Genomic DNA, 25,201 nt, shown 5'->3' with positions numbered 1-25,201 from the left:
ATCACAAAAAACAGACGAAAAAAATTGAGGTGCTGCGTGTCAAAAGTTGTATCTGAGGAGGGAAATGAAAGATGAAAGGTAGAATGAAACAGTGCAGAAAAATAAACCGCGCCTGAAATAAAATAATCTCAGGCGCGAAGGCATTATCCCAAATACTCAATAATTGACAGACCGCCGTTATAGTCGGTGCTGTAGATAATGCCCTGTGCATCGACAAACACGTCGCAGGATTGGATCACCTGCGCGCGGCCGGGGCGTTTATCGACCATTGCTTCTGGCGCGGCGGGCACCAGCGCACCGGTTTCTTTTGGCTGATACGGATTGCTGATGTCGTAGGCTCGCACGCCGGCATTCTGGTAGGTGGCGAAAATCAGCGTTGAGCTGACGAAGCTGCCAGGCCGGTTTTCGTGCAGATTGTGCGGGCCGAAGTGTGCGCCTTTGCTGACGTAATCCCGCTCATCCGGCTGCGGGAAAGTGGAAATACTCACCGGGTTCGATGGCTCCCGCACGTCAAACAGCCAGATCAGCTTTTCCCCGTCTTCCTGATTGTCGAGCACCGCTTCGTCCAGCACCACCAGCAAATCCCGGTCCGGCAACGGCAGCGCGGTGTGCGTGCCGCCACCAAAAGGCGGACTCCAGTTGCGGTGCGAAATCAGCTGCGGCGCAGTGCGGTCTTTGATATCCAGCAACGTCAGGCCACCGTCGCGCCAGCTGGCGTAGGCGGTGTCACCGCTGATGATCGCGTGATGCAGCGCGTAGCGTTTACCTTCCGGCCACTCCGGCGTTTCACCTCCTGCGGTATGCATGCCTGGCAGCCACCAGCGTCCGGCGACCTGCGGGTTGCGCGGATCGGCCAGATCAATCGTCAGGAAAATATAATCACTGTAGCCGTCAATCAGCGCTGAAACATAAGCCCAGCGCCCACCGACATACCAGATGCGGTGAACACCGATGCCGTCAAGCCCGAGAAAGCCGATCTCTTTCGGATGATCGGGCGTAGAAATATCAAAAATGCGTACCCCGGCGCTCCAGCTTCGCTCCCGTGAGCCGTGCACCGTCTCGCTGACAGGGCGGGTGTAGTAGACTTTTTCATCCGCGAAACGCACGTCGGCGAACAAATCGCGGGCGTTGATCACCAGAAGCAGATCGTCATGTGCCTGCAAATGTACGTTCCAGGTGCCCGGCGGGGCGGCGACGAAGCCAGCAGGGCGTGGGTTTTTCGGGTCGCGCACATCCACGATTGAAAATCCCTGCGATACCATATGACCGATATACGCGTAGCCGCGATGAACCATCACCTGCACGCCGTCAGGTTTGCCACCCTGATCGCTGTGTCCAATCAGCCGCATATTGCGGCTGTACTCCGGTTGGGGAAGAGATTGGTTTGTCATTGCGTGGCCTGTTATTTGTTTTTGGCTTCGAGCGTGGCGAACCACGGCGCGATAAAGTCATCGGATTTGCCCCAGCCTGGAATGACTTTAGCCAGTGAAGCCACGTTAACGGCATCCGGATTGCTGGCCAGCAGCGCTTGCGCAATGGCTGCGGCTTTGAATTCATAAGTGGCAGGCGTTTTTTCACCGGCAATTTTGTTGGCGACCAGACGCAGGTTTACAGCGCCAATAAGCTTCGGATCCACTGCCACGCTGACTTTCCACGGGCTCTGCGGTGCGCGCATCAGTGCCAGATCCTGATTGGAAATATCAATGCTATAGAGTTTGATCTCTGTGCGTCCATTCTCCTGCAAGGCTTTGTACGCGCCCTGACTGAACGCATCCCAGGTTCCCCAGATAGCGTCGATTTTGCCTTTTGGATATTTCGCCAGGATCGCGCCAACTTTATTCGCCGTATCGCCCTGAACATCCGAAGATACCGCGCCGATGGATTCCAGCTCATGAATGCCCGGCTGATCCTGCAACAGTTTTTTGTACTGCGTCTGGCGGCGTTCCATTGGCGGGAAACCGGCGACCCACAGTTTGACGATGTTGGCTTTGCCGTTGAAATCTTTCACCAGCTGGCCGAAGGAAAGGTCGGTCAGCGAGGCGTCATCTTGCTGGGTAACGGTCACGCCTGGGATCTCGCCGTTGACGGCGGTATCAAACACCGACACCGCGATGCCGCTGGCGGTAATACGTTTGACCAGTTCGGTGGAATACGGGTCACGGCCCTGAGACAAAATAATGCCGTCGTATTTCTGGCTGATGGCCTGATTCACGAAATCCTGAAATTTGGCATCGTCGCCATTACTGAGGAAAGTGCTGACCTGAAAGCCCAGCTTACGACCTTCTGAAATTGCGCCTGAGACGAACTGCGTGGTGTTGTCATCAGAGCCCAGATTGCGGATCACGGCAATGCGAATCGGCCCTTTGTGATCGGCGATCGCTTTGGGCACGGCTGTTGAATCAGCGGCAAACGATGGAAAGACGGAGAACAAACTTAACGCCAGCAGTGAGGTGGAGAGCAGTTTCATTTCTATTACCCTGTGTGGTTAATCATCATTAAAGCGGGAGAACAATTCATATGAGCTTTTGAACAAGCTTTTTTAGTGAGTTAATGAATTGATTGCCCGAGTTTTGATGACAGCGTCACGCTTGGCAACGAACTAAAACGTATAAGTTAATGCCAAAGAGTATTAGCCATCCGGATGTCCGTGAGTAGGATGGTAACAGCTTCTATATTAAGGAATTCCCGATGAGTGATACTGATATCCGTGTGGTAGCCGGCCCCGCCAACTATTTTTCTTTCCCTGGTGCGATTGATCGTCTGCGCGATTTTTACACGCCTGAACAGCTGGATAAGGCACTGTGGATTTACGGTGAGCGGGCGTTAGTTGCAGCTCAGGATTATCTGCCGGAAGCGTTCAGCGCATCGCAGGCAAAGCGCGTACTGTTCAGGGCGCATTGCAGCGAAAATGAAGTACAGCGGATAGCCGACATCGGCGGGCACGATCGTCAGGTGGTGATCGGTATCGGTGGCGGCGCAGTGCTGGATACTGCGAAAGTGGTGGCGCGCCGTCTGGGATTACCGGTCGTGGCAGTCCCGACCATTGCGGCCACCTGTGCCGCGTGGACGCCGCTGTCTGTCTGGTACAACGATGAAGGGCAGGCGCTGCGTTACGAAATCTTTAACGATGCCAATCATCTGGTGCTGGTCGAGCCGCGCATTATTCTGGCCGCGCCGAAGGAATATCTGCTGGCCGGGATCGGCGACACGCTGGCGAAGTGGTATGAAGCGGTGGTACTTAGCCCGCAGCCGGAAACGCTGCCGCTGACCGTTCAGCTTGGTCTGAATACCGCGCTGACGATCCGCGACGTGCTGCTTAATCAAAGTGAAGACGCGTTACAGGCGCTGGCGGAACAACACCTGACGCAGCCATTCCTCAACGTGCTTGATGCGATTATCGCCGGTGGCGGTCTGGTCGGCGGGTTGGGGGATCGCTACACGCGTATCGCCGCCGCGCATTCGGTGCATAACGGCCTGACCGCACTGCCGCAGACCGATGCCTTCCTGCATGGTACCAAAGTGGCGTACGGCATTCTGGTGCAAAGTGCGCTGCTTAATCAGCCGGAAGTCGTGAGACAGCTGACGGCGCTGTACCGCGTGCTGGATCTGCCGGTGAGTCTGGCAGAATTGAATGTCGATATTCACGACGAAAAGCAGATTGCGCGCCTCATTGAACGCACGCTACAGAAAGGGGAATCGATCCATCTGTTGCCGGGCAATCCAAACGCGGAACAGCTGCGTCTGGCGCTGGAATTTGTCGAGAATAAATGAAGTAAACCCGGCGCGATGATCAAAAAAACCGCCGTTTTGTCAGGAAAATGTAAACGGCAGTTCAACAAGATTCATCCACTGATGGTCTGCCGTTTTCTTTAACGGAGCGTTGTAAAGTTGTTTAAAAATCGGGTGATACCGTGAATATTTCAGGCAGCGGAAATCATTCATGGAACACTCATCCCTTAACGACATCGAATCCCTCAGCGGCACAGCGTCCGCTGACACGTCCAACAGTCAAAAAGCCAGCGGATTCAGTTTGTTTATGGATTTGCTGAGCGGCGCGTGCGTGCCGGACAACCTATGGCGTGACCGAATGTTCCGCGTGAAATACGCCGTTCGCACCTTATTGCACCCGCTGGATACGCTGAAAATCCTTAACAAAATGGCGTCTGAACCGGTCTGGCAGGAAGCGTTCACCGTGCAGACTAAACTGCCAAGCAAAATCCACAAACCTTATCTGCACCTCGGGTTGCCGTCAGCCGGTCGCGCCGGTGCGCTTCTTGATCACTATGAGTTCGTCAAAAACCTTGAGAACGTGCAGCTGCGTCACGCATTTCTGAGCGCAGAAGGCCGCACTGTGAACCAGTTCAGCGGCAAAGACGGCGAATCCTTTAACGTCGTGCTGGGCTCTATTGGCAAATCCGAACGTGAAGGCGAAGCCAACATGTTCCTGTATATGGAAGATACGCTGCTGGCAGCGCTGACGTTTGGCGTCGTGCAACGCCTGGAAGGGCTGACGATGATCGTGGGCGGATTCCAGGGCGCACATCGTTCCACTTCGCATGAGGTGATCAAACAGGCGACCAAAGCCTGCCACGGGTTGTTCCCCAAACGTCTGCTGCTGGAAAGCCTGCAACGTATCGCCGCGCAGACCGGCGTGCAGCGTATTCTGGCGGTCAGCGACACCGGTCATGTGTTCCGAAGCTTGCGTTACCGTCACCGTAAGAAAAACGTGTTTGTCGCCAGCTATAACGAATTCTGGGATTCCATCAGCGCTACGCCGTATTCCTCTGCGTTATATGACGTGCCGCTGACGCTGCCGCGTAAAACCATGGAAGAGTTGCCGAGCAAAAAACGTTCGGAATACCGTAAACGCTATACCTTGCTGGATGAATTAAACGAAAGCACAGCGTCATTGCTGAAAGCCTGAACCGGCGGTTTTTTGTGGTTCACCACGTCTGAGATTGACTCGCTGTAGCAAGCAACAGGGCCATGGACTGGCCTTACTTTCGGCATTTGTCTGGCTTGTATGGCAGACCGGAGCACCTTTCTTCTTTTCTCCCTCAGTAATACGTCAGATTTAAGTCTCGGTTTCGTAAAGCATTAGTGCGTTAATGATTCATTTCATAACTAATAGATTATGAATAATCTCGTCAAATGTGTTTTTTTTATGGATGAGAATGTTACACGTATCGCAAATCCGCCTGACAAAACCCCTCCCGCTGCGCTAAATGTGAGTTAATTCACATCTATTCATTCGTCACGCCTATATAAAACGCAATATCTATAAAAACGAAACACCGGTTCATAAATTAAAACTCTCTCTGGGCGGGAAACGCAATGAACGCAGAAAAACCGATTTTATTCAGACACCAGCTTGCCTATGGCGGCGGGAACCTATTGGGTAGCGGGGCGCTGGCGATTGCCGGTATCTGGCTACTCTATTTCTACACCACCTTCTGTGGCCTGACGCTGTTGCAGGCTTCGGCGATCTTTTCTGTCGCCAGCATCATTGATGCGATCAGCAATCCGTTGATGGGTTACCTTTCCGATAACTTCGGCAAAACCCGTCTCGGTAAACGTTTTGGTCGCCGTCGCTTCTTCATCTTGCTCGGCATTCCGCTGATGATGTTCTATCCACTGTTGTGGGTAGAGGGCTTCGGCTTCTGGTATTACCTTTCCACTTACGTGGTGTTTGAACTGATTTACACCTCGGTGATGGTGCCGTATGAAACCCTCGCCACCGAAATGACTACCGACTTCTCCGCGCGATCCAAGCTGACTGGCTACAAAGCGATCTTCGGTAAGGTGGCCAATTTCCTCGCCGCGTTTATCCCTGGTCAGTTCATCCTGATCTACGGAAAAGATTCCGCTGAGCCGTTCTTCTTTACTGCGCTGACCTACGGTGTGATCTTATGTGTCGCGATTGGCATGCTGTATCTCTCTTCCTGGGAACGTCCGACAGAAGAAACCACGCCAGTTGATGAGAAGAAAATGACGCTGGGCAAAACCATGCTGACGCTGCTGCGTGACATGAAATCTACCTTCCACCTGCGCGTGTTCCGTAAACATCTGGGCATGTACCTGTGCGGATTCGGCGCGGAATGGTTGTTCGCCTCGGTCTTCACTTATTTCATCATTTTCGTTCTGCAATACGATCCGACCATGGTCGCCGGGCTGAGCAGTCTGAACTCGATTCTGCAACTGTTCTCCACCGCGATTTTCATCGGGATTTGCGTGAAGCACGGATTCAGCAAACCTTACATTCTGGCGCTGGGCATTGTGGTGTTCTCAGTCGCCTGTTACAGCCTGCTGCATTTCCTGCATCTGCCGCAGCAGTACGCTACGGTTGCGATGCTCACCATCACCGTCATCTTCGGTATTGGCACCGGCGGCGTGTATTACATTCCGTGGACCGTGTACACCTTCCTCGCCGACATTGATGAAGCCTTTACCGGCCGTCGTCGTGAAGGTATCTACGCCGGTGCCATGACTTTCTCCGGCAAGCTGATGCGCTCGGTGATCGTCTTCGTGATGGGCGCTATCCTCAGTTTCTATGGCTTCCAGTCCAAATCTCACACCCAGCCGGAAAGCGCCGTGACTGCAATTGCGATGGTGTTTTGTATCGGGGTGATTGCGCTGGCGCTGATGGCGATGGTGTTCAGTAATCAGATGAAGCTGAACCGCAAAACCCATCTGGTGGTACTCGCAGAAGTGGCGCGTATCAAAGCTGGCGGCGAAATCAGCCAGATCCAACCGGACGTGCGGGCGGTAATGGAAAACCTGATTGGCTACCCTTACGAACAATGCTGGGGCAACAGCGAAGTCTGCCGCAAAATCTTCGACACGCCCGCCGTTGAGCTGACCGATCCGAAACCGATGGTGAGCACCACGCAGCACCCGTAATTCCTGAGTTTCACCTCACACACGATGATTTTACCGACTGGCCGGGAGAACCGGCCAGCGACGCCTTACGCATTCAGGATGAGAACGACTATGTGGGAACGACACCTGTTTATTGTCGCGCTGTCTCTCGGCGCAAACGCACAGGGCATGGCCGCCGCATTGCCTGCCACCGACAATCTGGTCTGGCACAGCATAACCTTTGGCCAGTCCACCGATATCAATTTTGCGACTAACGTGCTGCCGGAAAAAATCGGTATGAACGAAACCCGTCTGGCGGATGGAAAACCCATTCCCGCCGCTGGCATTCCGCTAACTACGCCATTTACGGTGGAAAGCCGTGGCGGAAAGGTGGGCAACAGCCACGACGGATTAACCTATTTCTACACCCGCCTGCCGGCTGATGTGAATTTCCAGCTGGAAGCCGACATTACGCTCAATCAGTTTGGCCCGGAAAATGGCGCTAAACCGGCGGGACAGGAAGGGGCGGGTTTGCTGGTGCGCGACATTCTCGGTACGCCGCGTGAACCGGTGACCAAACCGGGCATCGAGGAATTACCGGCGGCGTCCAATATGGTGATGAACAGCGTGATGGCGACAGGTGATAAACCGCCCGTGGTTGCGCTGATCGCCAGACAGGGCGTACAGCAACCGTGGGGAAATACGGGTATTGGCATTGCGCGCGAAACTTATCATCCGCTGACGACCCCGGCCCATTTCTCCCTGCGTCTGACACGCACGGACAGCGGTTTTGACGTCGCGTATGCGCCTCAGGGCAGCGAACAGTGGACGACGAAAACCGCTGAAGGCGCTGACCGCATCACGTTGCTCGATAAAACGGGTTATTACGTCGGATTCTTCGCCTCGCGCAATGCCAGCATTACCGTTAATCACGCCAAACTGACGCTCAGCGAAGCGCATACGCAACCTTCCGCACCCTACGTGACGCCGTCACTTAAACCGCGAATGGAAGTGATGTCCTCTCCGGTGATCGCCCGTCGCGATGGCATTTTCCAGTTGCGCACCAACGGTGACGGCCAGTTGCAGGTTGAACAGGGCGGCAAACCGCTGCTGCGTCAGCAAACGGTTCGCGGCGGAGAAGTTGTTGCCGTGCCGTTTCACATCGAACGGCCCTCATCAGTACTGCGTGTAACCTTTACGCCGGAAAACGGCCGTCCACTGACGCAGGAATTTCCGGTCAGCATGGCGCTGGTGAACAATCCGGATGAATTGCACGTCTCAGCACAGGGTGCGGCGGGCAATGACGGCTCTCGTGCGCATCCGCTGGATTTCGCCAGCGCAGTCAATCTGCTGGCACCGGGCGGCACGCTTTTACTGGAGGACGGCGAATATCCGGCCAGTGTGATCCCGGCCACTGCCAGCGGCACGGCAGACGCGATGAAAACCCTTAAAGCGCTGGGCGACAACGTGGTGTTCAACGGCCTGACGCTGGACGGGAGCTACTGGAATGTACAGGGCATTACCGTCACGCAGAAAAGCTTTCACATTGCGGGAAGTTATAACCACATTGACCGCGTGAAGGCACATCACGCTGACGATACCGGCATCTGGGTGGCATCGCCGGACGGTCTCGGGCGCGCGCTGTGGGCGAGCCATAATCTGATCAGCAATTCTGAATCCTGGGAAAATCAGGATCCGGGGCGCAAAAACGCCGACGGCTTTGCGGTGAAAATGCGCGTCGGCGAAGGCAACCGTCTGGTGAACTGCTATTCCCATGACAACGTTGACGACGGTTTCGATCTGTTCAATAAGATCGAAGACGGCCCGAACGGCAGCGTCACTATCGAAAACAGTTTGTCGGTTCACAACGGGAGTAACGGGTTCAAACTCGGCGGCGAAGGCTTACCGGTCGCGCACGTCGTCCGCCATAACGTGGCGGTGGAAAACGGCATGGACGGTTTTACTGACAATTTCAATCCGGGTGCACTGGTGATTGAGGACAACCGCGCGCTGGACAACAAACGCTTCAATTTCTTGTTCCGCCCGTCGCCTTATACCACTGCGGATAAGCAGGGCGTGTTTAACGGTAACGTTTCGCTGCGCACCACAGCAGGTCGGTATGACGACGCGGTCAGTGGCAATGTTGATGCCAGTAATTATTTCTACACCGGCCATAAAAGCGTGAATACCGCCGGAAAAGAAATACAGCCATCAGATTATCGTTCCCTGACATTACCGCAGCCTGTCACGCGTACTGCGGAGGGTGCATTTAATTATCAAAATTTTCTTACAAAGAAATAAATGAAGTCAAAATAAGACTGAAGTCTTAAATACAAACATAAAAACACTATTCAATATCTCTGGGATTATTACAACATGAAAAATAACAGACTGCTGCTCTGCGGTCTGCTGCTGGCCAGCGCCGGTAGTCAGGCTGTCACTATTGATCTTCGCCATGAATGGCTGGACGACAGTAAGCAACATAAAGACCGGGCGATGGTATCGCACCGCTTTGCCAACGGCTTTGGTTTCTCGCTGGAAGCAAAGTGGAAATCCGGCGGCGACAATCAGAATAAACCCTTTAATAATCTGGTGGATAACGGCACTGAAAGCACCATCAGCTATCAGTATAAAGTGACACCGGCGTTCTTCCTGCAACCGGGCTTTACACTGGAATCCAGTTCGGATAATAGCATCTACAAGCCTTTTTTAACCGCCGGATATACCTTTGACAACGGCATCTATTTTAATGCCCGCTATCGCTATGAATATACCCGATATACCAAAGAGAACACTGAAGACCGTAAAACAAACCGTGGTGAAATCTGGCTGGGGTATCGCCTTGCCGACTGGCGTTTCGAATATAACTATATTTATAAACACAGTGACCAGGTGTTATACGATAATGACAAATGGGATTACGAACAGGATTTAAAAGTCGCGTATAACATTAATAAGCAATGGACGCCGTATGCGCAGATAGGCGATGTTTCAGTGCGTAAAACGACCGACGAACGCCAGACAAGATTCCGTATTGGCGTGCAGTACAACTTCTAATTTTACCGTATTCCTTGTCTGACAGACACGCCGGTCGGTTCACACTTACCGGCGTTTTTAGGTTTATGTCCGTGCGGTCGTTCAAACTTTTGGCGCATCCGGGTATTATTTTGTCGCGATTTGGCTAGTGTGACGCATTCACATAAGTGGTGACGTTAATGCCAATCACCCATCTGACAGATGAAACGGAATTTATGACGCTAAAAATCTCACCTGCAAAACTGACCTTCACCGCGCTGTTGCTGGGCGCATTAACCACAAGCGCTGTTCGCGCTGCTGATGAAATCGCTTTCTGGAATACGCCTGAAAAAGGCGGCAACAGTTTTAACCGCCTGCCGCCAGATTCAGCTTACTTCGCCGCACTGCATGGCTACGGTGCGAGCTGGGTGCGCCTGTCTTATGACAAATGGCAACCTGCGAAACGTGATTTCCTGATGGGCGACGCCGACCATTATCAGGGGCTGGAGCCTCAAGATCTGGCTACGCTTAAGGCCACCCTTGAAAAAGCGCACGCAGCCGGGCTGAAAGTGGTGATCACGCCGCTGTCGCTGCCGGGTATGCGCTGGTCGCAAAATAACGGTGATAAATTCGATGGCCGTCTTTGGGAGGATAAAAAATACTGGCGGGAGAGCGCGGATTTCTGGCGCGATCTGGCGAAAGCGCTGAAGGATACGCCGGGCGTTGCCGCTTATAACCTGATCAACGAACCCGCGCCGGAGAAAAAGGGCGGGTTGAAGGAACACGCTTCGCCAGCCGATATGCAAAACTGGTATCAGCAACACCAGGGCAGCGCGCGGGACCTGCCTGCGTTCTATCAGATGCTGATCAACGCTATTCGCGAAGTCGATCCGCTGACGCCGATTATGGTGGACAGCGGCTGGTATGCGGCCGCCGACAGTTTCAGCTATTGGCCGAAAGCGCTCGACGATCAGCGCGTTCTTTACAGTTTCCATATGTATGAACCTTATGAGGCGACGAGCGGGCCGAACATCAAGCGCGTCAAACCCTTCACTTATCCGGGTGATGTACCTTTCAACGGTAAACCGGAAATGTGGAATGCGAAACGCGTTGCCACTTATCTTCAGCAGCCGTTCGACTGGGCGAAACAGCAGGGTATTCCTGCTAATCGTATGGTAGCCGGTGAGTTTGGCTGTGTGAGAATGCTGGATAATTGCCGCCAGTATCTGGAGGACGTGCTAACGGAGCTGGATAAGCATCAGGCGCACTGGGCGTTCTACAGTTTCCGCGAAGACAGCTGGGATGCGATGGATTACGAACTGGGCAAGGGCAAAGTACCCTGGGCTTACTGGCAGGCGATTGAGCAAAATACACCGGATACGGTGAAGCGCCACGCAACGCCGGAGTTCGAACCGATCAGCCGTCGTCTTGCCGGGAATAAATAGTCCAGGTAAATAAAAAGGTTGTTTACGTTCGTTTATATTTCAATGAAACCTCACTCAAATATAAACGAACAATTTTAAACTGCTTTAGCGGGTTGACAATAATATACAGTATGGGTAAATTGCACGAGCCGGAAGTAGCGGCCTTTATCCACTAATACATAAGAGACTAATGGACACAGTATTTAGTAACTCACCGGACGACGCTGACATAGTGCGCCGGAATATTAAACATGAAATCGATTGTGATCATTTCATCGTTTGGGTGTGCCTCGCCAGAGCCTGATGCTCTTGTGTTACCTCACCTCAACCTGAATGTCACGGTCCTGAGGTGTGTTATGAAGTTCAAATTTTCCCTTTTTGCCGATGTCAAAGCGCTGACATCCACTTTGCGTGTCCGCCCGTCCCGCGACAGGACGCTGGCTGCCCGCAAGAAAGATCCCTCATCTATTTTTTCTTCTAAAATCAACAGAATGAATCACTCTGTGACCACCTGGCGTGTCAGTCCTGTCACCGGCCAGCTGGAACAGCGTTGTATCGTTTCTGACAGCGAAGAACCACATAGTCGGTTTTCTCCCGCCTGATTCAGCCAGTGGCATTTTGCCGCGCTGAACACTGTCCTTATTGACGCCGGACCGTCATCATCTTTTTAATTATTTCTCACTGATTGAAATAATAAACAGAACGGCGAAGCCATGCCGAAATAAAAGACAAACAATCGATTTCAAACCGTTTATTTTATCTTTCCCTCTTTGAAGGGGAATAATAAACGGCGGGAAGTCCTGTGCATAAAAAATTGATAAATACCGATCGCTTAATTGACGCGAATGTTTTCGGCTGCCTGCAATAAAGCGGACCAGCGAAAACGGACGCGTGACCGGCGACAGGAGCACCACCATGACTGTACAAAACAACAATACGCTCGACTCGAAACACCCGGACAAAAAGAAGCAGGCGCTCTCCATGCGTGCTGCGATGGAAGCCAAAAACGGCGTGGACGTGACGCTGATTAACGTTAACGCCACCCGGCTAGGGCTTACGGAATCCAGCGCCGCCCAGCGTCTGGAGAAACAAGGTTATAACGAAGTAGCGCACGACAAGCCGCCTCACGCATTGATCCAGTTACTGAAAGCGTTCAACAACCCGTTCATTTATGTATTAACAGTATTGGCGGTCATCAGCTTCTTCACTGATTTCTGGTTCCCGCTGCGTGCAGGTGAAGAAACGGATCTGGTGTCGGTGTACATCATCAGTGCGATGGTGGCCATCAGCGGACTGGTACGTTTCTGGCAGGAACATCGCTCGGCGAAATCTGCCGAAGCGCTCAAAGCCATGGTGCGCACTACCGCCACCGTGCTGCGCCGTAATGCGGCCGGGCAAGCGGGCAAGTTGCGCGAAATCCCGATGCGTGAACTGGTGGTCGGCGACATCGTGCAGCTCTATGCCGGGGATATGATCCCGGCGGACGTGCGGCTGATTGAGTCACGCGATCTGTTCATCAGTCAGGCCGTGCTGACCGGCGAAGCCTTGCCGGTGGAGAAATACGACACACTCGGTGACGTGGCGCAGAAATCCGCCAGCGACGTAGCAGCTGAAAACGAAAACCTGCTGGATATCCCGAATATCTGCTTCATGGGGACCAACGTAGTGAGCGGCACGGCGCAGGCGGTGGTCGTTGCCACCGGCCCGCGGACTTATTTTGGCTCGCTGGCGAAAGCCATTGTAGGCACACGTGCGCAGACGGCGTTTGACCGCGGAGTGAACAGCGTCAGCTGGCTGCTGATCCGTTTCATGCTGGTGATGGTACCGGTGGTGTTCGTGATCAACGGCATCATGAAGGGCGAGTGGTGGGATGCGATGTTATTTGCCGTCGCGGTCGCGGTGGGCCTGACGCCGGAAATGCTGCCGATGATCGTCAGCGCCAATATGGCAAAAGGCGCGATGGCGATGGCGAAGCGCAAAGTGGTGGTGAAGCGTCTGAATGCTATCCAGAACCTGGGTGCAATGGACGTGCTGTGTACCGATAAAACCGGCACGCTGACGCAGGATAAAATTATTCTCGAGCACCATATCGACACGCACGGGCAGAAGAATGACTCGGTGCTGCAACTGGCGTGGCTGAACAGCTATCACCAGAGTGGCATCAAAAACCTGATGGATCAGGCCGTTATCTACTTCTCCGACAACACGCCGGGCTTCGTTAAACCGCAGGGCTACAGCAAAGTGGATGAGATGCCGTTCGATTTTATCCGCCGTCGTCTGTCTATTGTGGTGAAGGACAAACAGCAAAATCACCTGCTGGTGTGTAAAGGCGCGGTGGAAGAGATGCTGAGCATTTCCACTCATATGCAGGAAAACGGCAAAGTGGTCGAGCTGAACGATTCCCGCCGTGAAGCACTGCTGGCGATGGCCAATGACTACAACAAAGACGGTTTCCGCGTGCTGGTGGTGGCGACGCGCAACATTCCAAAAACAGAAGCCAGAAAACAGTACGGCACCGACGATGAACACGATCTGATTATCAGCGGATTCCTGACCTTCCTCGATCCGCCGAAAGAGTCCGCCGGTCCGGCGATTGCGGCGCTGCGCGACATCGGTGTGGCGGTAAAAGTGCTGACCGGCGATAACGCGGTAGTGACGATGCGAATTTGTCGTCAGGTTGGACTGGAGCCGGGTGAACCCGTGCTTGGACCACAGATCGAACGGCTGGACGATGCGGCCCTGCAACAACTTGTTGAAGAGCGCACGGTGTTCGCCAAACTGACGCCGTTGCAGAAATCGCGGGTATTGAAAGCGTTGCAGGCTAACGGCCATACGGTTGGCTTTCTCGGCGACGGCATCAACGATGCGCCAGCGTTGCGTGATGCGGATGTCGGGATTTCCGTCGACAGCGGCACGGATATCGCCAAAGAATCGGCTGATATCATCCTGCTGGAAAAGAGCCTGATGGTACTGGAAGAGGGCGTGCTGAAAGGGCGCGAGACGTTTGGCAATATCATGAAGTACCTGAACATGACCGCCAGTTCTAACTTCGGCAATGTGTTCTCGGTGCTTGTCGCCAGTGCGTTTATTCCGTTCCTGCCGATGCTGGCCATTCAGCTGCTGCTGCAAAACCTGATGTATGACATCTCCCAGCTGGCACTGCCGTGGGACAAAATCGACAAAGAGTTCCTGAAAAAACCGCGTAAGTGGGATGCCAAAAATATTGGCCGTTTCATGGTGTGGATCGGGCCGACCTCGTCGATTTTCGATATGACCACTTTTGCGGTGATGTGGTACGTGTTCAGCGCCAACAGCGAACACATGCAGACGCTGTTCCAGTCTGGCTGGTTCGTGGAAGGTTTGCTGTCGCAGACGCTGGTGGTGCATATGCTGCGTACCCAGAAAATTCCGTTCATTCAGAGCACCGCCGCCTGGCCGGTGATGATGATGACGGGGCTGGTGATGGCGTTCGGGATTTATGTGCCGTTCTCGCCGCTGGGTCCGATTGTCGGCCTGCAGGCGCTGCCGTGGGAATACTTCCCTTGGCTGGCCGGTACGCTGCTGGCGTATTGCTGCGTCGCGCAGGGGATGAAAACGTTCTATATCCGTCGCTTCAAACAGTGGTTCTGATCCGCTGAACAAGGTGCCGCAGCCTATTGCGGCACCTGCTTTGACTCTTTATTAAGCTGTTAGCTTTTTGCCTGAAAGTAATAACAACGACAACCCTGAAAAAGGGGAGCAATCCAATGACTGTAATGACGATGACCACCCAATCCGGAACCACACTGCTGATCCATCTGGCTGGCGCGATTGCGCTGCTGCTGTGGGGTTCCCATATGATTTCGACCGCGCTGCAACGCGGTTTTGGTACACCGCTGCGCAACTGGATGGGGCGGCATCTGACCAACCGCTGGATGGCGCTGCTGGCCGGAGTCGGCATCACCGGCCTGTTGCAAAGCAGTACGGCGGTCAGCCTGATGGCGACCTCTTTTACCGCCGCCGGTACGCTGAGCCTCGCACCCGCGCTGGCGGTGATGCTCGGTGCAAACGTGGGTTCCACGCTCGTCGTGCAACTGATGAGTTTCAACACCGAAATGGCTGTCCCGCTGCTGGTGCTGAGCGGCTTCGTGGTGTTTAAAATCCGCGATCATTCCGGTTTTGAAAGCGCCGGTTGTGCGCTGATTGGTCTCGGTCTGATGCTGATGTCGCTCAGCCTGCTCGGGGCGACGCTCGGTCATATCGAAACCACGCCGGTCTTCCACGCCGTGATGCAGGGGCTCGAAGGCGATACGCTGATCGCGCTGCTGGTGGCGATCGTCCTGACACTGATTTGCCATTCGAGCGTGGCGGTGATTTTGCTGATTGCCTCGCTGGCTGCCACCGGGGTGATGACGCCGGTTACTGCGATGGTATTGGTGCTGGGCGCGAATATCGGCGGCGCATTGCCGCCGGTGCTCAACGCCGGTTCCGCCGTAGCACGACGTCTTCCGGTAGGTAATCTGCTGATCCGCGGTGCAGGCTGTGTGCTGGCGCTGGCAATGATGCCGCTGCTCAGCTCGCTCGCCGACCCGCTGACGCTGACTATGCCGCAGCTGGTGGTGGGATTTCACACGGCGTTCAGTGCGGTGCTGGCGGTAATCTTCATCGGACTGACCGCGCCGATGGCCCGCATGCTGGAGCGAATCTTACCGGAAGAAGAACGCGCCGGTGACGCCGGAATGCCGATGTATCTCGACGAAGCCGGGCTGGATATTGCCTACATCGGGCTGTCCAATTCAGTACGCGAATCATTGCGTGCTGCTGACATGCTGGACACTATGCTCGACCGGCTGCGTGCATTGTTCCACGCGCCTGAAAAGAGTTCAGCGGCAGAGATCCGTCAGCTGGATCATACACTTGATGGTCTGAGTGCGGCGATACGCGCTTATCTGGCTGATCTGGGGCAGGACGGACTGAGCGATTCCGACGCCGACCGCGCGCAGGAGATCCTGATGTTCGTGATTAACGTTGAGCACGCCGGAGACATTCTCTCCAGCAGTCTCGCGCAGCTGGCGACACGCCGTGCGCAACGGGGTGAGTTGTTCAGCGAATTCGAATTACACAACATTGGCCTGCTGCATGCGGAAATCCTGACCAGCTTGCGTCTGGCGGTGACCGCATTCCTCGGTGAGGATCTGTCTGCCGCGCATCAGCTGGTGGGACGTAAAGAGGTGATCCGTCAGATTGAAGCCACCGCCAGCCGTGAGCATTTTAAAAAGCTGCGTGAAGATAAAAATGCCTGGGCGGAATCCGGCGATATTTTCCAGCGTGTGCTGCGCGATTACCGCCGTGTGCATCATCACATTGCTGCCGTGGCGTATCCGGTCATTGACCGTCTGAGTGATGACAGCCTGCTGGCTGAAGCGTAATTACAATAATAAAAATCAGGGAGTTCAGTGATGAGAGTACTCATTTGCGCCGGACGATATTATGCCGATATCCGCACAGTTGAGCGGGTGCTGGAAATATTTGCCAGAGAACAGTCAGAGAAAAAACCGCTGCGGGTTTTGATCCACGGCGGTCATCAGACGCTTGGCGGGATGATAGAACGCTGGGCGCGCGAAGCGGATGTGCATGTAGTCAGATATCCCGCCAACTGGGCTTTGCACGGCAAATATGCAGAAATCCGCCGTAACCTTTTCATGATAGAAGACAGCCAGCCGGATGTGATTTTGGCATTTTCTGGCGGAGAGGATACGGCAGATTGCATCAAACTCGCGCGCCATGCGGGAATAAAAGTGATGGAAATGGATTTCTCACGTTAGGGGGCGCTTTACACTGAAATAAAGGCGTTAAGCTGTCTTTCATTCCTGAAAACCTGCAACGCTCCTGTCTGGAATAATCTGATAATCCCTTTAGGACCTTTATTAGGGGCTATAGTTAATCGATTGTAAAAGCAAGAAGCACAGCCTGTGATTGTGCTCAGCCTCACAAACAGGAGCATCATTTTGAACAGCAATTTGACCAACAGCACGCAGGATACTACGACAGAAACACCCCCGAATCCCGCCATTCACGGCGGGGATTATGCTTTCTTCTTCGATGTCGATGGCACGCTGGCAGAAATTTGTCCCGAGCCGGACGCCGTCAGTATCCCCGTTAACGTCCGTAATAATCTGCAAACCCTGTCAACAGCCTGCAACGGTGCACTGGCGCTGATTTCTGGTCGCCCGATTGAGCAACTGGATCAGCTTGCCACGCCGTTTGTTTTCCCGGCTGCCGGTGTTCACGGCGCGGAACTGCGCGACAGCGCAGGTAATCTGCATCGTGTCAGCCTGCCTGAAGAGGTAGCGGTTCCTTTACAGCAAATGCTCGAAAAGGAAATGGCCGACATGCCGGGCACGCTGCTCGAAGCCAAAGGGATGGCGTTTGCATTGCATTACCGTCAGGCAGCAGATTTTCAGCAGCAAGTGTTAGCGCTGGCCGAAGCCGCCGTAGCGAAGTTTCCGCAGCTGATGTTACAGCGCGGGAAATGCGTGGCCGAAATCAAACCGCGCGGCAATGATAAAGGTGCCGCCATCGCCGAATTTATGCAGCAGGCACCGTTTGCTGGCCGCACGCCGGTGTTTGTAGGCGATGACCTGACTGATGAGAAAGGGTTTCAGGCCGTCAACGCTCTGCACGGTATCACCGTGAAAGTCGGGGAGGGTTCAAGCCATGCGCGCTACCGGCTCGGGAAAGTCACCGATGTTTACGTCTGGATTGAACAAATGCTTGAACAAGCGATGTTACAACGTCACCTAAATAATAAAAATGTAGAAGAAAAGGAGTCCAGTTTATGAGTCGCCTCGTTGTTGTCTCTAACCGTATTGCTATCCCTGATGGCACCAAATCAGCCGGCGGCCTTGCCGTGGGTATTGTTGATGCACTGAAAAACACTTCCGGCCTGTGGTTTGGATGGAATGGTGAAATCAGCGAAATCTCTGAGAGCGAAGAAGATGATATGAGCGTGGTGGAAGACGACGGCATTACTTATGCCTCGGTACCGCTCAATCAGAATGATTACGATCTCTATTATTGCCAGTTCTCCAACGCCGTCCTCTGGCCAGCGCTTCATTACCGCATCGATCTGGTGGATTACCAGCGTGAGGCCTGGGAGGGCTACTGTCGGGTGAATGATCTGCTGGCGAGAAGATTGCTGCCGCTGCTTAAACCAGACGATATTCTGTGGATCCACGATTATCATCTGCTGCCTTTTGCCGCGTCACTGCGTAAACTGGGCGTAACCAACCGCATCGGTTTCTTCCTGCATATTCCGTTCCCGACGCCCGAAATTTTCAACGCCGTACCGCCCCATAACGAGCTGCTGGAAATGATGTCGCAGTACGATTTGCTGGGCTTCCAGACCGAAGGCGACCGTCTGGCATTTCTGGATAATCTGGGCGAGCTGACGACCTTGCAGCCGACCGGCACCTACATGCATCAGGCATTTGGTAATACCTTCAGCACCGGTGTTTACCCGATCAGCATCGCCCCGGACAGTATCAAAGAAATGGCTGAAGGGCCGCTGCCCTCCAAGCTGGCGGCGATGGAACAGGAACTGCGCGAAGCACAGAACATCATTTCCTGTGAACGTCTGGATTACACCAAAGGTCTGCCGGAGCGTTTTCTGGCGTTCGAAGCGCTGCTGGAGAAATTCCCGCAACATCGCGGCAAAGTGCGTTATTCACAAATCGCACCGACGTCGCGCGGTGATGTCCAGGCTTATCAGGATTTGCGCCATCAGCTTGAAACCGAAGTCGGGCGCATCAACGGTAAATATGGCAGCCTGAACCAGACACCGTTGTTTTATCTTAATCAGCATTTCCAGCGCAGTTTGCTGATGAAACTGTTCCGCCTGACCGACGTCGGGCTGGTCACGCCGCTGCGCGATGGTATGAATCTGGTGGCAAAAGAGTATGTGGCAGCGCAGGATCCGAAAGATCCGGGCGTGCTGGTACTTTCTCAGTTTGCCGGTGCCGCTAATGAGCTGACCGCGGCACTTATCGTTAACCCGTATGACCGTGATGACGTCGCCGCCGCGCTGGATAAAGCGCTGACCATGCCGCTTGAAGAGCGTATTGAGCGCTACAACGACATGATGAACGTCCTGCATAAAAACGATATCGCCAACTGGGGCGATACCTATCTGAAAGATCTGAACGCCATCTCCACCCACAGCATCGGCCATGACGCCGTGGCGTAAATACCATCGTCACATTCCACTTTCTGGCGCAGCCCTGAGTCCGGGCTGCGCTCTTTCAGCAATACAGAGGCTTGTATCATATGGAAAACACAAAAATTCAGATGAAGGATCCGACTGAGTTCGACGTGGAAGACGATCGCCTGACTGAACTTGAACCCATTGAACTGATTCTTGAAAGAATGATGGACGCCGAGCCAGAGCCGGAGATGATCGAAGGCTTGCCGCATTCTGATGCGTTAACGCCCGCCGACCGTTATCTGGAACTGTTTACAGCCGTGCAGTCCTCTCATCTGTTTGAAGATAGCAAAACTTTTCCTGACTGCCCGCCAAAAATGGATCCGCTGGACATTCTCCTGCGTTACCGCCGCATCAAAAATCACCCCGGCTTTAATTTACAACGTTTCGTGGACGCGCACTTTTCGCTGCCTGCGCATCACGGTGATGAATATGTCTCCGATCCGGGCGATTCGCTGAAAGAGCACATCGACAAGCTCTGGCCTGTCCTGACCCGCCAGCCGGAAGATCACGTGCCGTGGTCTTCACTGTTGCCGCTCCCGCAGGCTTATGTCGTGCCGGGCGGGCGTTTCAGCGAGACCTACTACTGGGATTCCTACTTCACCATGCTGGGTCTGGCGGAAAGTGGCCGTAACGATCTTCTGCGCACCATGGCGGATAACTTCGCATGGATGATCGAAATCTACGGGCATATCCCGAACGGCAACCGTACCTATTACCTCAGCCGCTCGCAGCCGCCGATCTTTGCGCTGATGGTCGAACTGTTTGAGGAAGACGGCGTGCGCGGCGCAAAACGCTATCTCGATCACCTGCTGATGGAATATGACTTCTGGATGGACGGTGCCGAATCACTGACGCCCAATCAGGCCTATCGTCACGTGGTCTGCCTGCCGGACGGTACGCTGCTCAACCGTTATTGGGATGACCGTGACACACCGCGCGATGAATCCTGGCGTGAAGATGTGGAAACCGCCAAACTTTCCAGCCGTCCAGCCAACGAGGTGTACCGCGATTTACGTGCGGGTGCAGAATCCGGCTGGGATTATTCCTCGCGCTGGCTGCGTGACGCCGACCGTCTCGCCAGTATCCGCACCACGCAGTTTATCCCGGTGGATCTCAATGCGTTCCTCTACAAGCTGGAAAGCGCTATCTCCAACATTTCCGGCCTGAAAGGTGACAACGTCACCGCATCACAGTTCCGGGAAAAAGCCGATCTGCGCCGTGAGGCTATCAACCGATATCTGTGGGATGAAGAACAAGGTTGCTTCCGCGATTACGACTGGCATCAGCAACAAATGGCGCTGTTCTCTGCCGCCAGCGTTGTACCGCTTTACGTCGGACTGGCTACGCATGCGCAGGCTGAACGGCTGGCGGTGGCGGTGCAAAACCGCCTGCTCACGCCAGGCGGTATTATGGCGACGGAATATGACACTGGCGAACAGTGGGATAAACCCAACGGCTGGGCACCGCTTCAATGGATGGCGATTCAGGGCTTTAAGCTGTACGGCAACGACGCGTTGGGCGACCAGATTGCCTGTAGCTGGCTGAGAACGGTGAACCAGTATTATCAGCAGCATCATAAGCTTATCGAGAAATATCACATCTCCGGCGATGCCTCTCGCGGCGGTGGTGGTGGCGAATACCCGCTTCAGGACGGCTTCGGCTGGACTAACGGCGTCGTGCGCAGGCTGATCGGGCTGTATGGCGAGAATTATGAATAACGGCTTGTCTGTACGCCGGTCCCTCTGATAAAAACAGGGGCTGGCTTTCTTTCTCAGGCATACAGGAACCGTTCAGATGTCCACACACCCAATACGGCAGGTCATCGAAGCCTGCGACAAAGCAATCACCGCGCGCGATTTTGACCTGCTGATGACGTACTACGCCGAAGACGCGGCGCTGGTAGTCAAGCCAGGCATGACTGCTACCGGCAAAGAAAATATCCGCAAAGCGTTCGTCGCGATCTCTGATTATTTTCAGGGGCAGCTGGTCGTTGAACAGGGTGAGATGCAGGTCATCGAAGGCGCAGGCAATGCGCTGGTCATTATGGAAACCGTATTGCATTACCCGGACGGAGAGGGTGTTTTCGTGACAACGTCACGCCGCGCCACTTATGTATTTCGCCATGAAGCCGACGGACGCTGGGTATGTACCATTGATAACTCTTACGGGACGGATCTGCTCGACAGCCCGGCGAGCCTTTAAGCAATGAAAACGATTGGTCGCGATGTTAAATGACCTGCGTGACGTTACTGCGTGACGGAATTGAGCCGTCACGCAGCCTGCTGAAATCATGGATTCCTGCAGGAGTTATGCCCGTAAGGCACCTGTGGCTAGCATTATATTGAAGCAGTTATTTTTAAATCGAACGCCGTAATAATGTAATGGTTGGTATATTTAGCATTGATTATTTTCCAGATTATCAATGCGCCGGAAAAATGTGAATGACTATCAGGCCTTTACTGTGGTCGCGCGTGAGCAGAGCCTCAACAGGACTGCAGCTTCACAGCCTGTTGTCGCTATCGGCATCAATACGAGTTACGGCCAGCCATCACGCCGCCATCAATATCCCAAATCGCACCCGTCACCCAACCGGCTTTATCGGACAGCAGGAAAGCCACAGTTTCCGCAATATCACGCGGCGTGCCAACACGGTTAATTGGGTGGAAACTGTTGAAGCTGTCCATGACACCGTGGACTTCTTCTTTCGGAATAAAGCCTTCGTAAATCGGCGTCTGCACTACCGCTGGCGACACTGCATTCACTCGAATTCCGTTGCCGCCAAGCTCAATGGCCATGTTTTTGGTCAGTGCGTGCAGCCCGGCTTTGGCCATGGAATAAGCAGATGATGGTGTGGCACCAATCGCCTGTTGCGCCCACATTGAACCGATATTCACGATGGAACCTTTGATTCCCGAAGCCAGCATGTTTTTCACCACATCGCGGGTGATAAAGAACGTCGCGCGGTTGATGCTCATATACATGTCGTAATCAGCTTCTTCATGCTCGGCAAAAGGTTTCGGGAAGAACACACCGGCAGCATTCACCAACAGGTCGATATCACGGTGTTCGGCATTGACTACGTCCATTACATGCTTCATGCCATCGGTCGTCATCAAATCAGCGATGAGGGTGGAAACCTGGCCCAGCGGTGCCAGCGCTACACGTGCTTCTTCCGCCTTCTCCTGGCGATTACCTATCAACACCACGTTGCCACCTTGTTCCAGAACCACACGAGCTGTTTCCAGCCCCATACCGCTTGTGCCGCCAACAACCAGAAGTTTTTTACCTGCGAATACGTTGCTCATGTTTATCTCCAGAATAAATTCTTTGTTAGTTGATACAGGAAATAAGTTTGTCTCCCTGTCGATGAGAACAGAATGCCCGTTCTGCTCGACGACCACGACCCATAAGAACTACACTCGTGAGATAGAAAAACTATCTCGTTAACTTAAAGAGACTCGATGCGTATCCTGAACAGACTGAAATGGTTGCAGGCTTTTGAAGCTACCTCACGGCACGGCAGCTATACGGGTGCTGCGAATGAACTTGGTGTGACGCCTGCGGCAGTTGGTCAACTCGTGCGGGCATTAGAAGAATGGGTTGGGCATCCACTTTTGACACGCAGCCGCTCGGGCAATGAACGTTTGACGTTGATTAACGAAGCGCAGGATGCACTCGACGACATTACGGTTGGTCTGGATAAACTCGAAAGCGGGCTAAAAAAACTACGTGGCCGGAAAGCGCGATCGGTGCTGGTTGTCACTGCATCACAAGTATTGGTGATGAACTGGCTGATGCCGCGTCTTAATAAATTTTCAGAACATAATGAGTTAATAGACGTGCGACTGGATGTGGCAGACCGGCTTATCGATCTCAGCCATGGCGAAGCAGATATTGGTATTCGCTGCGGAACGGGTCATTGGAAAGGCTTAGTGGCCGACTGGTTGATGGATGAGGAAGTGGTGATGATTTGCAGCCCTTCCGCATTGCCCGCCAATGAGCCTGCGAATGCGCAATGGTTATTTGAGCAAAAGCTGATTCAGGACGATACCCCGCACCCCGGCGCTCACTTCCCGTCATGGGAAAACGTGTTGCAAAAAGTGGGGCTCGAAAGCGTGCAGCAAACGCGTCTTCACATCAATTCCACCGCCGCGGTGATTCAGGCGGCGCTAAGTGGCCGGGGAGTTGCGCTGGTGCGCAAAGCCCTGGTGCAGCAGGATCTGGATATTTGCCGCCTGGTGCAGCTGTTCCCGGAAAACCGCTGGCCCATTAGCTGGTCATATTATGTGGTGAGTTCGAGTTCATCACTGAAGCGCCCGGAAGTGAAAGCGTTTCATGACTGGATGTTGAGTGAAGTGCGAATCAAATAGCGCTCCTTACAGCCCTTAAATGTTCAGGATCCTCTTAACAAACTTGTGATGAGGGGCCTTTTCCGAATCTCTTCTGATATCGCTATTCGCAATGCATTAAAAAAAATCATTGAGGACGGTATTCATCTTAAAGCATGTTAGAAAAGCTACCGTTGCTGAGGTAGTCCTGAACGCTGACTGAGCAGTAACCGCTGGTCTTACAGGCTCCCGCAGGAGCCTGTTTCACTTTTCTTTAGCCCTCTTTCACGCCCGGCAATTCTTCAGAAAACCGTACCGTAATCGCATCGCGTTCATATCCCTGACGTTCAGTCAGGATCTGGTAAAGCTCCGGTCGGCGGCCTGACATCCAGCGGCGGCCGGTACTCATCGGGATTAACGAAAGATCCAACACGGCGCGCACCATCGCATCACCGGCGGCCCAGGTTTCTTCGACGATTCGACCATAAGGGTCAAGGATCATCGCGTTGCCGGTGCGTACTTCGTCATCGTCAGCGCCTACGCCGTTGCTGAAAAGAATAAACACACCATTATCGTGGGCGCGGGCAGGCAGCCAGCGCATTAGCCATTCGCGTCCGTTGGAGCCTTTAAACGCGGCGGTGATTTCTGCTTTGCGTTCTGCGCGTTGCTCCCAGAGTTCCAGCGGGATCGGTTTCATACCGTGCGGGCTGCGGGAATTCGTGCCACCGGTCTGATGCGGTGCCAGCAGGATATCCGCGCCGAGCAGTGCGGTAGCACGCACATTTTCCACCAAATTATTATCCCAGCAGATCAGAATGCCGACTTTCACACCCCAGGGTGTATCAAATACCGTAAAGCCCTCGCCGCTGCTGATTGCCGGATGCTCAAAGGCGTGCAGTTTGCGATGAGTATGAAGTGATCCGTCGGGCATGCAGGCCACGTAGGCGTTGTAGAGCCGTCCATCAGGAGCGCGTTCAATTAATCCGGCACCAATCATCATCTGATGTTTCATCGCCAGCGCACGGATAAGCGCTATCGATGGCCCCGTTTCCACCTCTTCAGCCAGCGCTTCAACGCCCGCCGCGCTGAGCTTTGGCACATGCCAGTAGCCGGTGATACACATTTCGGGAAAAGCGAGGATCTTCACGCCTTCAACGGCGGCCTGCCCGATAAATTTTTCCATCATCAGCAGGTTATATTTCTTATCTCCTGCCTGATGCTGGAACTGAACCACTGCCGCTTTGATTGACTGATTGTTTTGCATCGCTGTTCTCCGGACGTTTTCAGGGTATCTGTTGACGCTGGTATTACAGCAAGCGGGCTGATAACTTTAT

General features: G+C 53.8%; 19 protein-coding genes. 15 read left to right on the top strand and 4 right to left on the bottom strand.

Features of this window, described 5'->3' with window-relative positions:
- Positions 1-143: 143 nt before the first annotated feature.
- Together GE278_22955 and GE278_22950 are read right to left on the bottom strand one after the other, a co-directional pair.
- A complete protein-coding gene (locus GE278_22955) occupies positions 144-1,391 on the bottom strand; it encodes a hypothetical protein (protein ID QLK63640.1) in 1,248 nt (415 codons plus the stop codon).
- A gap of 11 nt (positions 1,392-1,402) precedes the next feature.
- Complete coding sequence (locus tag GE278_22950; GenBank protein QLK63639.1) at positions 1,403-2,467, bottom strand: substrate-binding domain-containing protein; 1,065 nt, start codon at positions 2,465-2,467, stop codon at positions 1,403-1,405.
- Between the two features lie 221 nt (positions 2,468-2,688).
- Here GE278_22950 and GE278_22945 point away from each other — a divergent pair, with 221 nt between their 5' ends.
- The 14 genes from GE278_22945 (at position 2,689) to GE278_22880 (ending at position 21,741) form a co-directional block, all read left to right on the top strand.
- On the top strand, positions 2,689-3,771 hold the full coding sequence (locus tag GE278_22945) for an oxidoreductase (protein QLK63638.1): 1,083 nt from the start codon (positions 2,689-2,691) through the stop codon (positions 3,769-3,771).
- Positions 3,772-3,940: 169 nt separating this feature from the next.
- Positions 3,941-4,924 carry a DUF535 domain-containing protein gene (locus GE278_22940; protein ID QLK63637.1) on the top strand — a complete coding sequence of 328 codons (984 nt, stop codon included), beginning with the start codon at positions 3,941-3,943 and terminating at the stop codon, positions 4,922-4,924.
- Between the two features lie 410 nt (positions 4,925-5,334).
- Positions 5,335-6,900, top strand: coding sequence for an MFS transporter (locus GE278_22935; protein QLK63636.1), 1,566 nt, complete (start codon positions 5,335-5,337; stop codon positions 6,898-6,900).
- A gap of 90 nt (positions 6,901-6,990) precedes the next feature.
- The gene (locus tag GE278_22930; GenBank protein ID QLK63635.1) at positions 6,991-9,159 is read left to right on the top strand and encodes a right-handed parallel beta-helix repeat-containing protein; all 2,169 of its coding nucleotides are present in this window, start codon (positions 6,991-6,993) and stop codon (positions 9,157-9,159) included.
- Between the two features lie 75 nt (positions 9,160-9,234).
- A complete protein-coding gene (locus tag GE278_22925; protein QLK63634.1) occupies positions 9,235-9,915 on the top strand; it encodes a porin in 681 nt (226 codons plus the stop codon).
- 194 nt (positions 9,916-10,109) lie between these two features.
- Positions 10,110-11,318 carry a cellulase family glycosylhydrolase gene (locus GE278_22920; GenBank protein QLK63747.1) on the top strand — a complete coding sequence of 403 codons (1,209 nt, stop codon included), beginning with the start codon at positions 10,110-10,112 and terminating at the stop codon, positions 11,316-11,318.
- Positions 11,319-11,653: 335 nt separating this feature from the next.
- Positions 11,654-11,899: a hypothetical protein gene (locus GE278_22915; protein QLK63746.1), complete on the top strand. Its 246-nt coding sequence runs from the start codon at positions 11,654-11,656 to the stop codon at positions 11,897-11,899.
- A 313-nt stretch (positions 11,900-12,212) separates the two neighbouring features.
- Complete coding sequence (gene mgtA / locus GE278_22910) at positions 12,213-14,927, top strand: magnesium-translocating P-type ATPase (GenBank protein ID QLK63633.1); 2,715 nt, start codon at positions 12,213-12,215, stop codon at positions 14,925-14,927.
- 131 nt (positions 14,928-15,058) lie between these two features.
- Positions 15,059-16,705, top strand: coding sequence for a Na/Pi cotransporter family protein (locus tag GE278_22905; protein QLK63745.1), 1,647 nt, complete (start codon positions 15,059-15,061; stop codon positions 16,703-16,705).
- 30 nt (positions 16,706-16,735) lie between these two features.
- A complete protein-coding gene (locus GE278_22900; GenBank protein QLK63632.1) occupies positions 16,736-17,101 on the top strand; it encodes a DUF2493 domain-containing protein in 366 nt (121 codons plus the stop codon).
- A 195-nt stretch (positions 17,102-17,296) separates the two neighbouring features.
- On the top strand, positions 17,297-18,118 hold the full coding sequence (gene otsB / locus GE278_22895; protein QLK63744.1) for a trehalose-phosphatase: 822 nt from the start codon (positions 17,297-17,299) through the stop codon (positions 18,116-18,118).
- Positions 18,115-19,521 (top strand): alpha,alpha-trehalose-phosphate synthase, encoded by a 1,407-nt coding sequence (gene otsA, locus GE278_22890; GenBank protein ID QLK63631.1) that lies wholly within the window; start codon positions 18,115-18,117, stop codon positions 19,519-19,521. Before otsB ends, otsA begins: the two co-directional genes overlap by 4 nt.
- A gap of 80 nt (positions 19,522-19,601) precedes the next feature.
- Positions 19,602-21,257 carry an alpha,alpha-trehalase TreF gene (gene treF / locus GE278_22885; protein QLK63630.1) on the top strand — a complete coding sequence of 552 codons (1,656 nt, stop codon included), beginning with the start codon at positions 19,602-19,604 and terminating at the stop codon, positions 21,255-21,257.
- A gap of 76 nt (positions 21,258-21,333) precedes the next feature.
- Positions 21,334-21,741, top strand: coding sequence for an SgcJ/EcaC family oxidoreductase (locus GE278_22880; GenBank protein ID QLK63629.1), 408 nt, complete (start codon positions 21,334-21,336; stop codon positions 21,739-21,741).
- A 323-nt stretch (positions 21,742-22,064) separates the two neighbouring features.
- On the opposite strand, the gene GE278_22875 is transcribed toward GE278_22880, so the two are convergent.
- On the bottom strand, positions 22,065-22,844 hold the full coding sequence (locus tag GE278_22875) for an SDR family oxidoreductase (protein QLK63628.1): 780 nt from the start codon (positions 22,842-22,844) through the stop codon (positions 22,065-22,067).
- A 156-nt stretch (positions 22,845-23,000) separates the two neighbouring features.
- Between GE278_22875 and GE278_22870 the strand changes: the two genes are divergently transcribed.
- Complete coding sequence (locus tag GE278_22870; protein ID QLK63627.1) at positions 23,001-23,909, top strand: LysR family transcriptional regulator; 909 nt, start codon at positions 23,001-23,003, stop codon at positions 23,907-23,909.
- Positions 23,910-24,141: 232 nt separating this feature from the next.
- Here GE278_22870 and GE278_22865 read toward each other — a convergent pair whose 3' ends face one another.
- Positions 24,142-25,131: an acyltransferase gene (locus GE278_22865; GenBank protein ID QLK63626.1), complete on the bottom strand. Its 990-nt coding sequence runs from the start codon at positions 25,129-25,131 to the stop codon at positions 24,142-24,144.
- Positions 25,132-25,201: the final 70 nt, after the last annotated feature.

This window comes from Enterobacteriaceae bacterium Kacie_13 (assembly GCA_013457415.1).
In the GTDB taxonomy this organism is placed as follows: Bacteria; Pseudomonadota; Gammaproteobacteria; order Enterobacterales; family Enterobacteriaceae; genus Rahnella.
Note: the sequence above shows the minus strand (reverse complement) of the source record. Positions and strands in the feature narration are given on the sequence as shown.

Excerpts from the sequence above, each read along its gene's own strand:
- GE278_22955 (QLK63640.1), bottom strand. The coding sequence starts at position 1,391 with ATGACAAACCAATCTCTTCCCCAACCGGAGTACAGCCGCAATATGCGG.
- GE278_22950 (QLK63639.1), bottom strand. The coding sequence starts at position 2,467 with ATGAAACTGCTCTCCACCTCACTGCTGGCGTTAAGTTTGTTCTCCGTC.
- GE278_22945 (QLK63638.1), top strand. The coding sequence starts at position 2,689 with ATGAGTGATACTGATATCCGTGTGGTAGCCGGCCCCGCCAACTATTTT.
- GE278_22940 (QLK63637.1), top strand. The coding sequence starts at position 3,941 with ATGGAACACTCATCCCTTAACGACATCGAATCCCTCAGCGGCACAGCG.
- GE278_22935 (QLK63636.1), top strand. The coding sequence starts at position 5,335 with ATGAACGCAGAAAAACCGATTTTATTCAGACACCAGCTTGCCTATGGC.
- GE278_22930 (QLK63635.1), top strand. The coding sequence starts at position 6,991 with ATGTGGGAACGACACCTGTTTATTGTCGCGCTGTCTCTCGGCGCAAAC.
- GE278_22925 (QLK63634.1), top strand. The coding sequence starts at position 9,235 with ATGAAAAATAACAGACTGCTGCTCTGCGGTCTGCTGCTGGCCAGCGCC.
- GE278_22920 (QLK63747.1), top strand. The coding sequence starts at position 10,110 with ATGACGCTAAAAATCTCACCTGCAAAACTGACCTTCACCGCGCTGTTG.
- GE278_22915 (QLK63746.1), top strand. The coding sequence starts at position 11,654 with ATGAAGTTCAAATTTTCCCTTTTTGCCGATGTCAAAGCGCTGACATCC.
- mgtA (QLK63633.1), top strand. The coding sequence starts at position 12,213 with ATGACTGTACAAAACAACAATACGCTCGACTCGAAACACCCGGACAAA.
- GE278_22905 (QLK63745.1), top strand. The coding sequence starts at position 15,059 with ATGACCACCCAATCCGGAACCACACTGCTGATCCATCTGGCTGGCGCG.
- GE278_22900 (QLK63632.1), top strand. The coding sequence starts at position 16,736 with ATGAGAGTACTCATTTGCGCCGGACGATATTATGCCGATATCCGCACA.
- otsA (QLK63631.1), top strand. The coding sequence starts at position 18,115 with ATGAGTCGCCTCGTTGTTGTCTCTAACCGTATTGCTATCCCTGATGGC.
- treF (QLK63630.1), top strand. The coding sequence starts at position 19,602 with ATGGAAAACACAAAAATTCAGATGAAGGATCCGACTGAGTTCGACGTG.
- GE278_22880 (QLK63629.1), top strand. The coding sequence starts at position 21,334 with ATGTCCACACACCCAATACGGCAGGTCATCGAAGCCTGCGACAAAGCA.
- GE278_22875 (QLK63628.1), bottom strand. The coding sequence starts at position 22,844 with ATGAGCAACGTATTCGCAGGTAAAAAACTTCTGGTTGTTGGCGGCACA.
- GE278_22870 (QLK63627.1), top strand. The coding sequence starts at position 23,001 with ATGCGTATCCTGAACAGACTGAAATGGTTGCAGGCTTTTGAAGCTACC.
- GE278_22865 (QLK63626.1), bottom strand. The coding sequence starts at position 25,131 with ATGCAAAACAATCAGTCAATCAAAGCGGCAGTGGTTCAGTTCCAGCAT.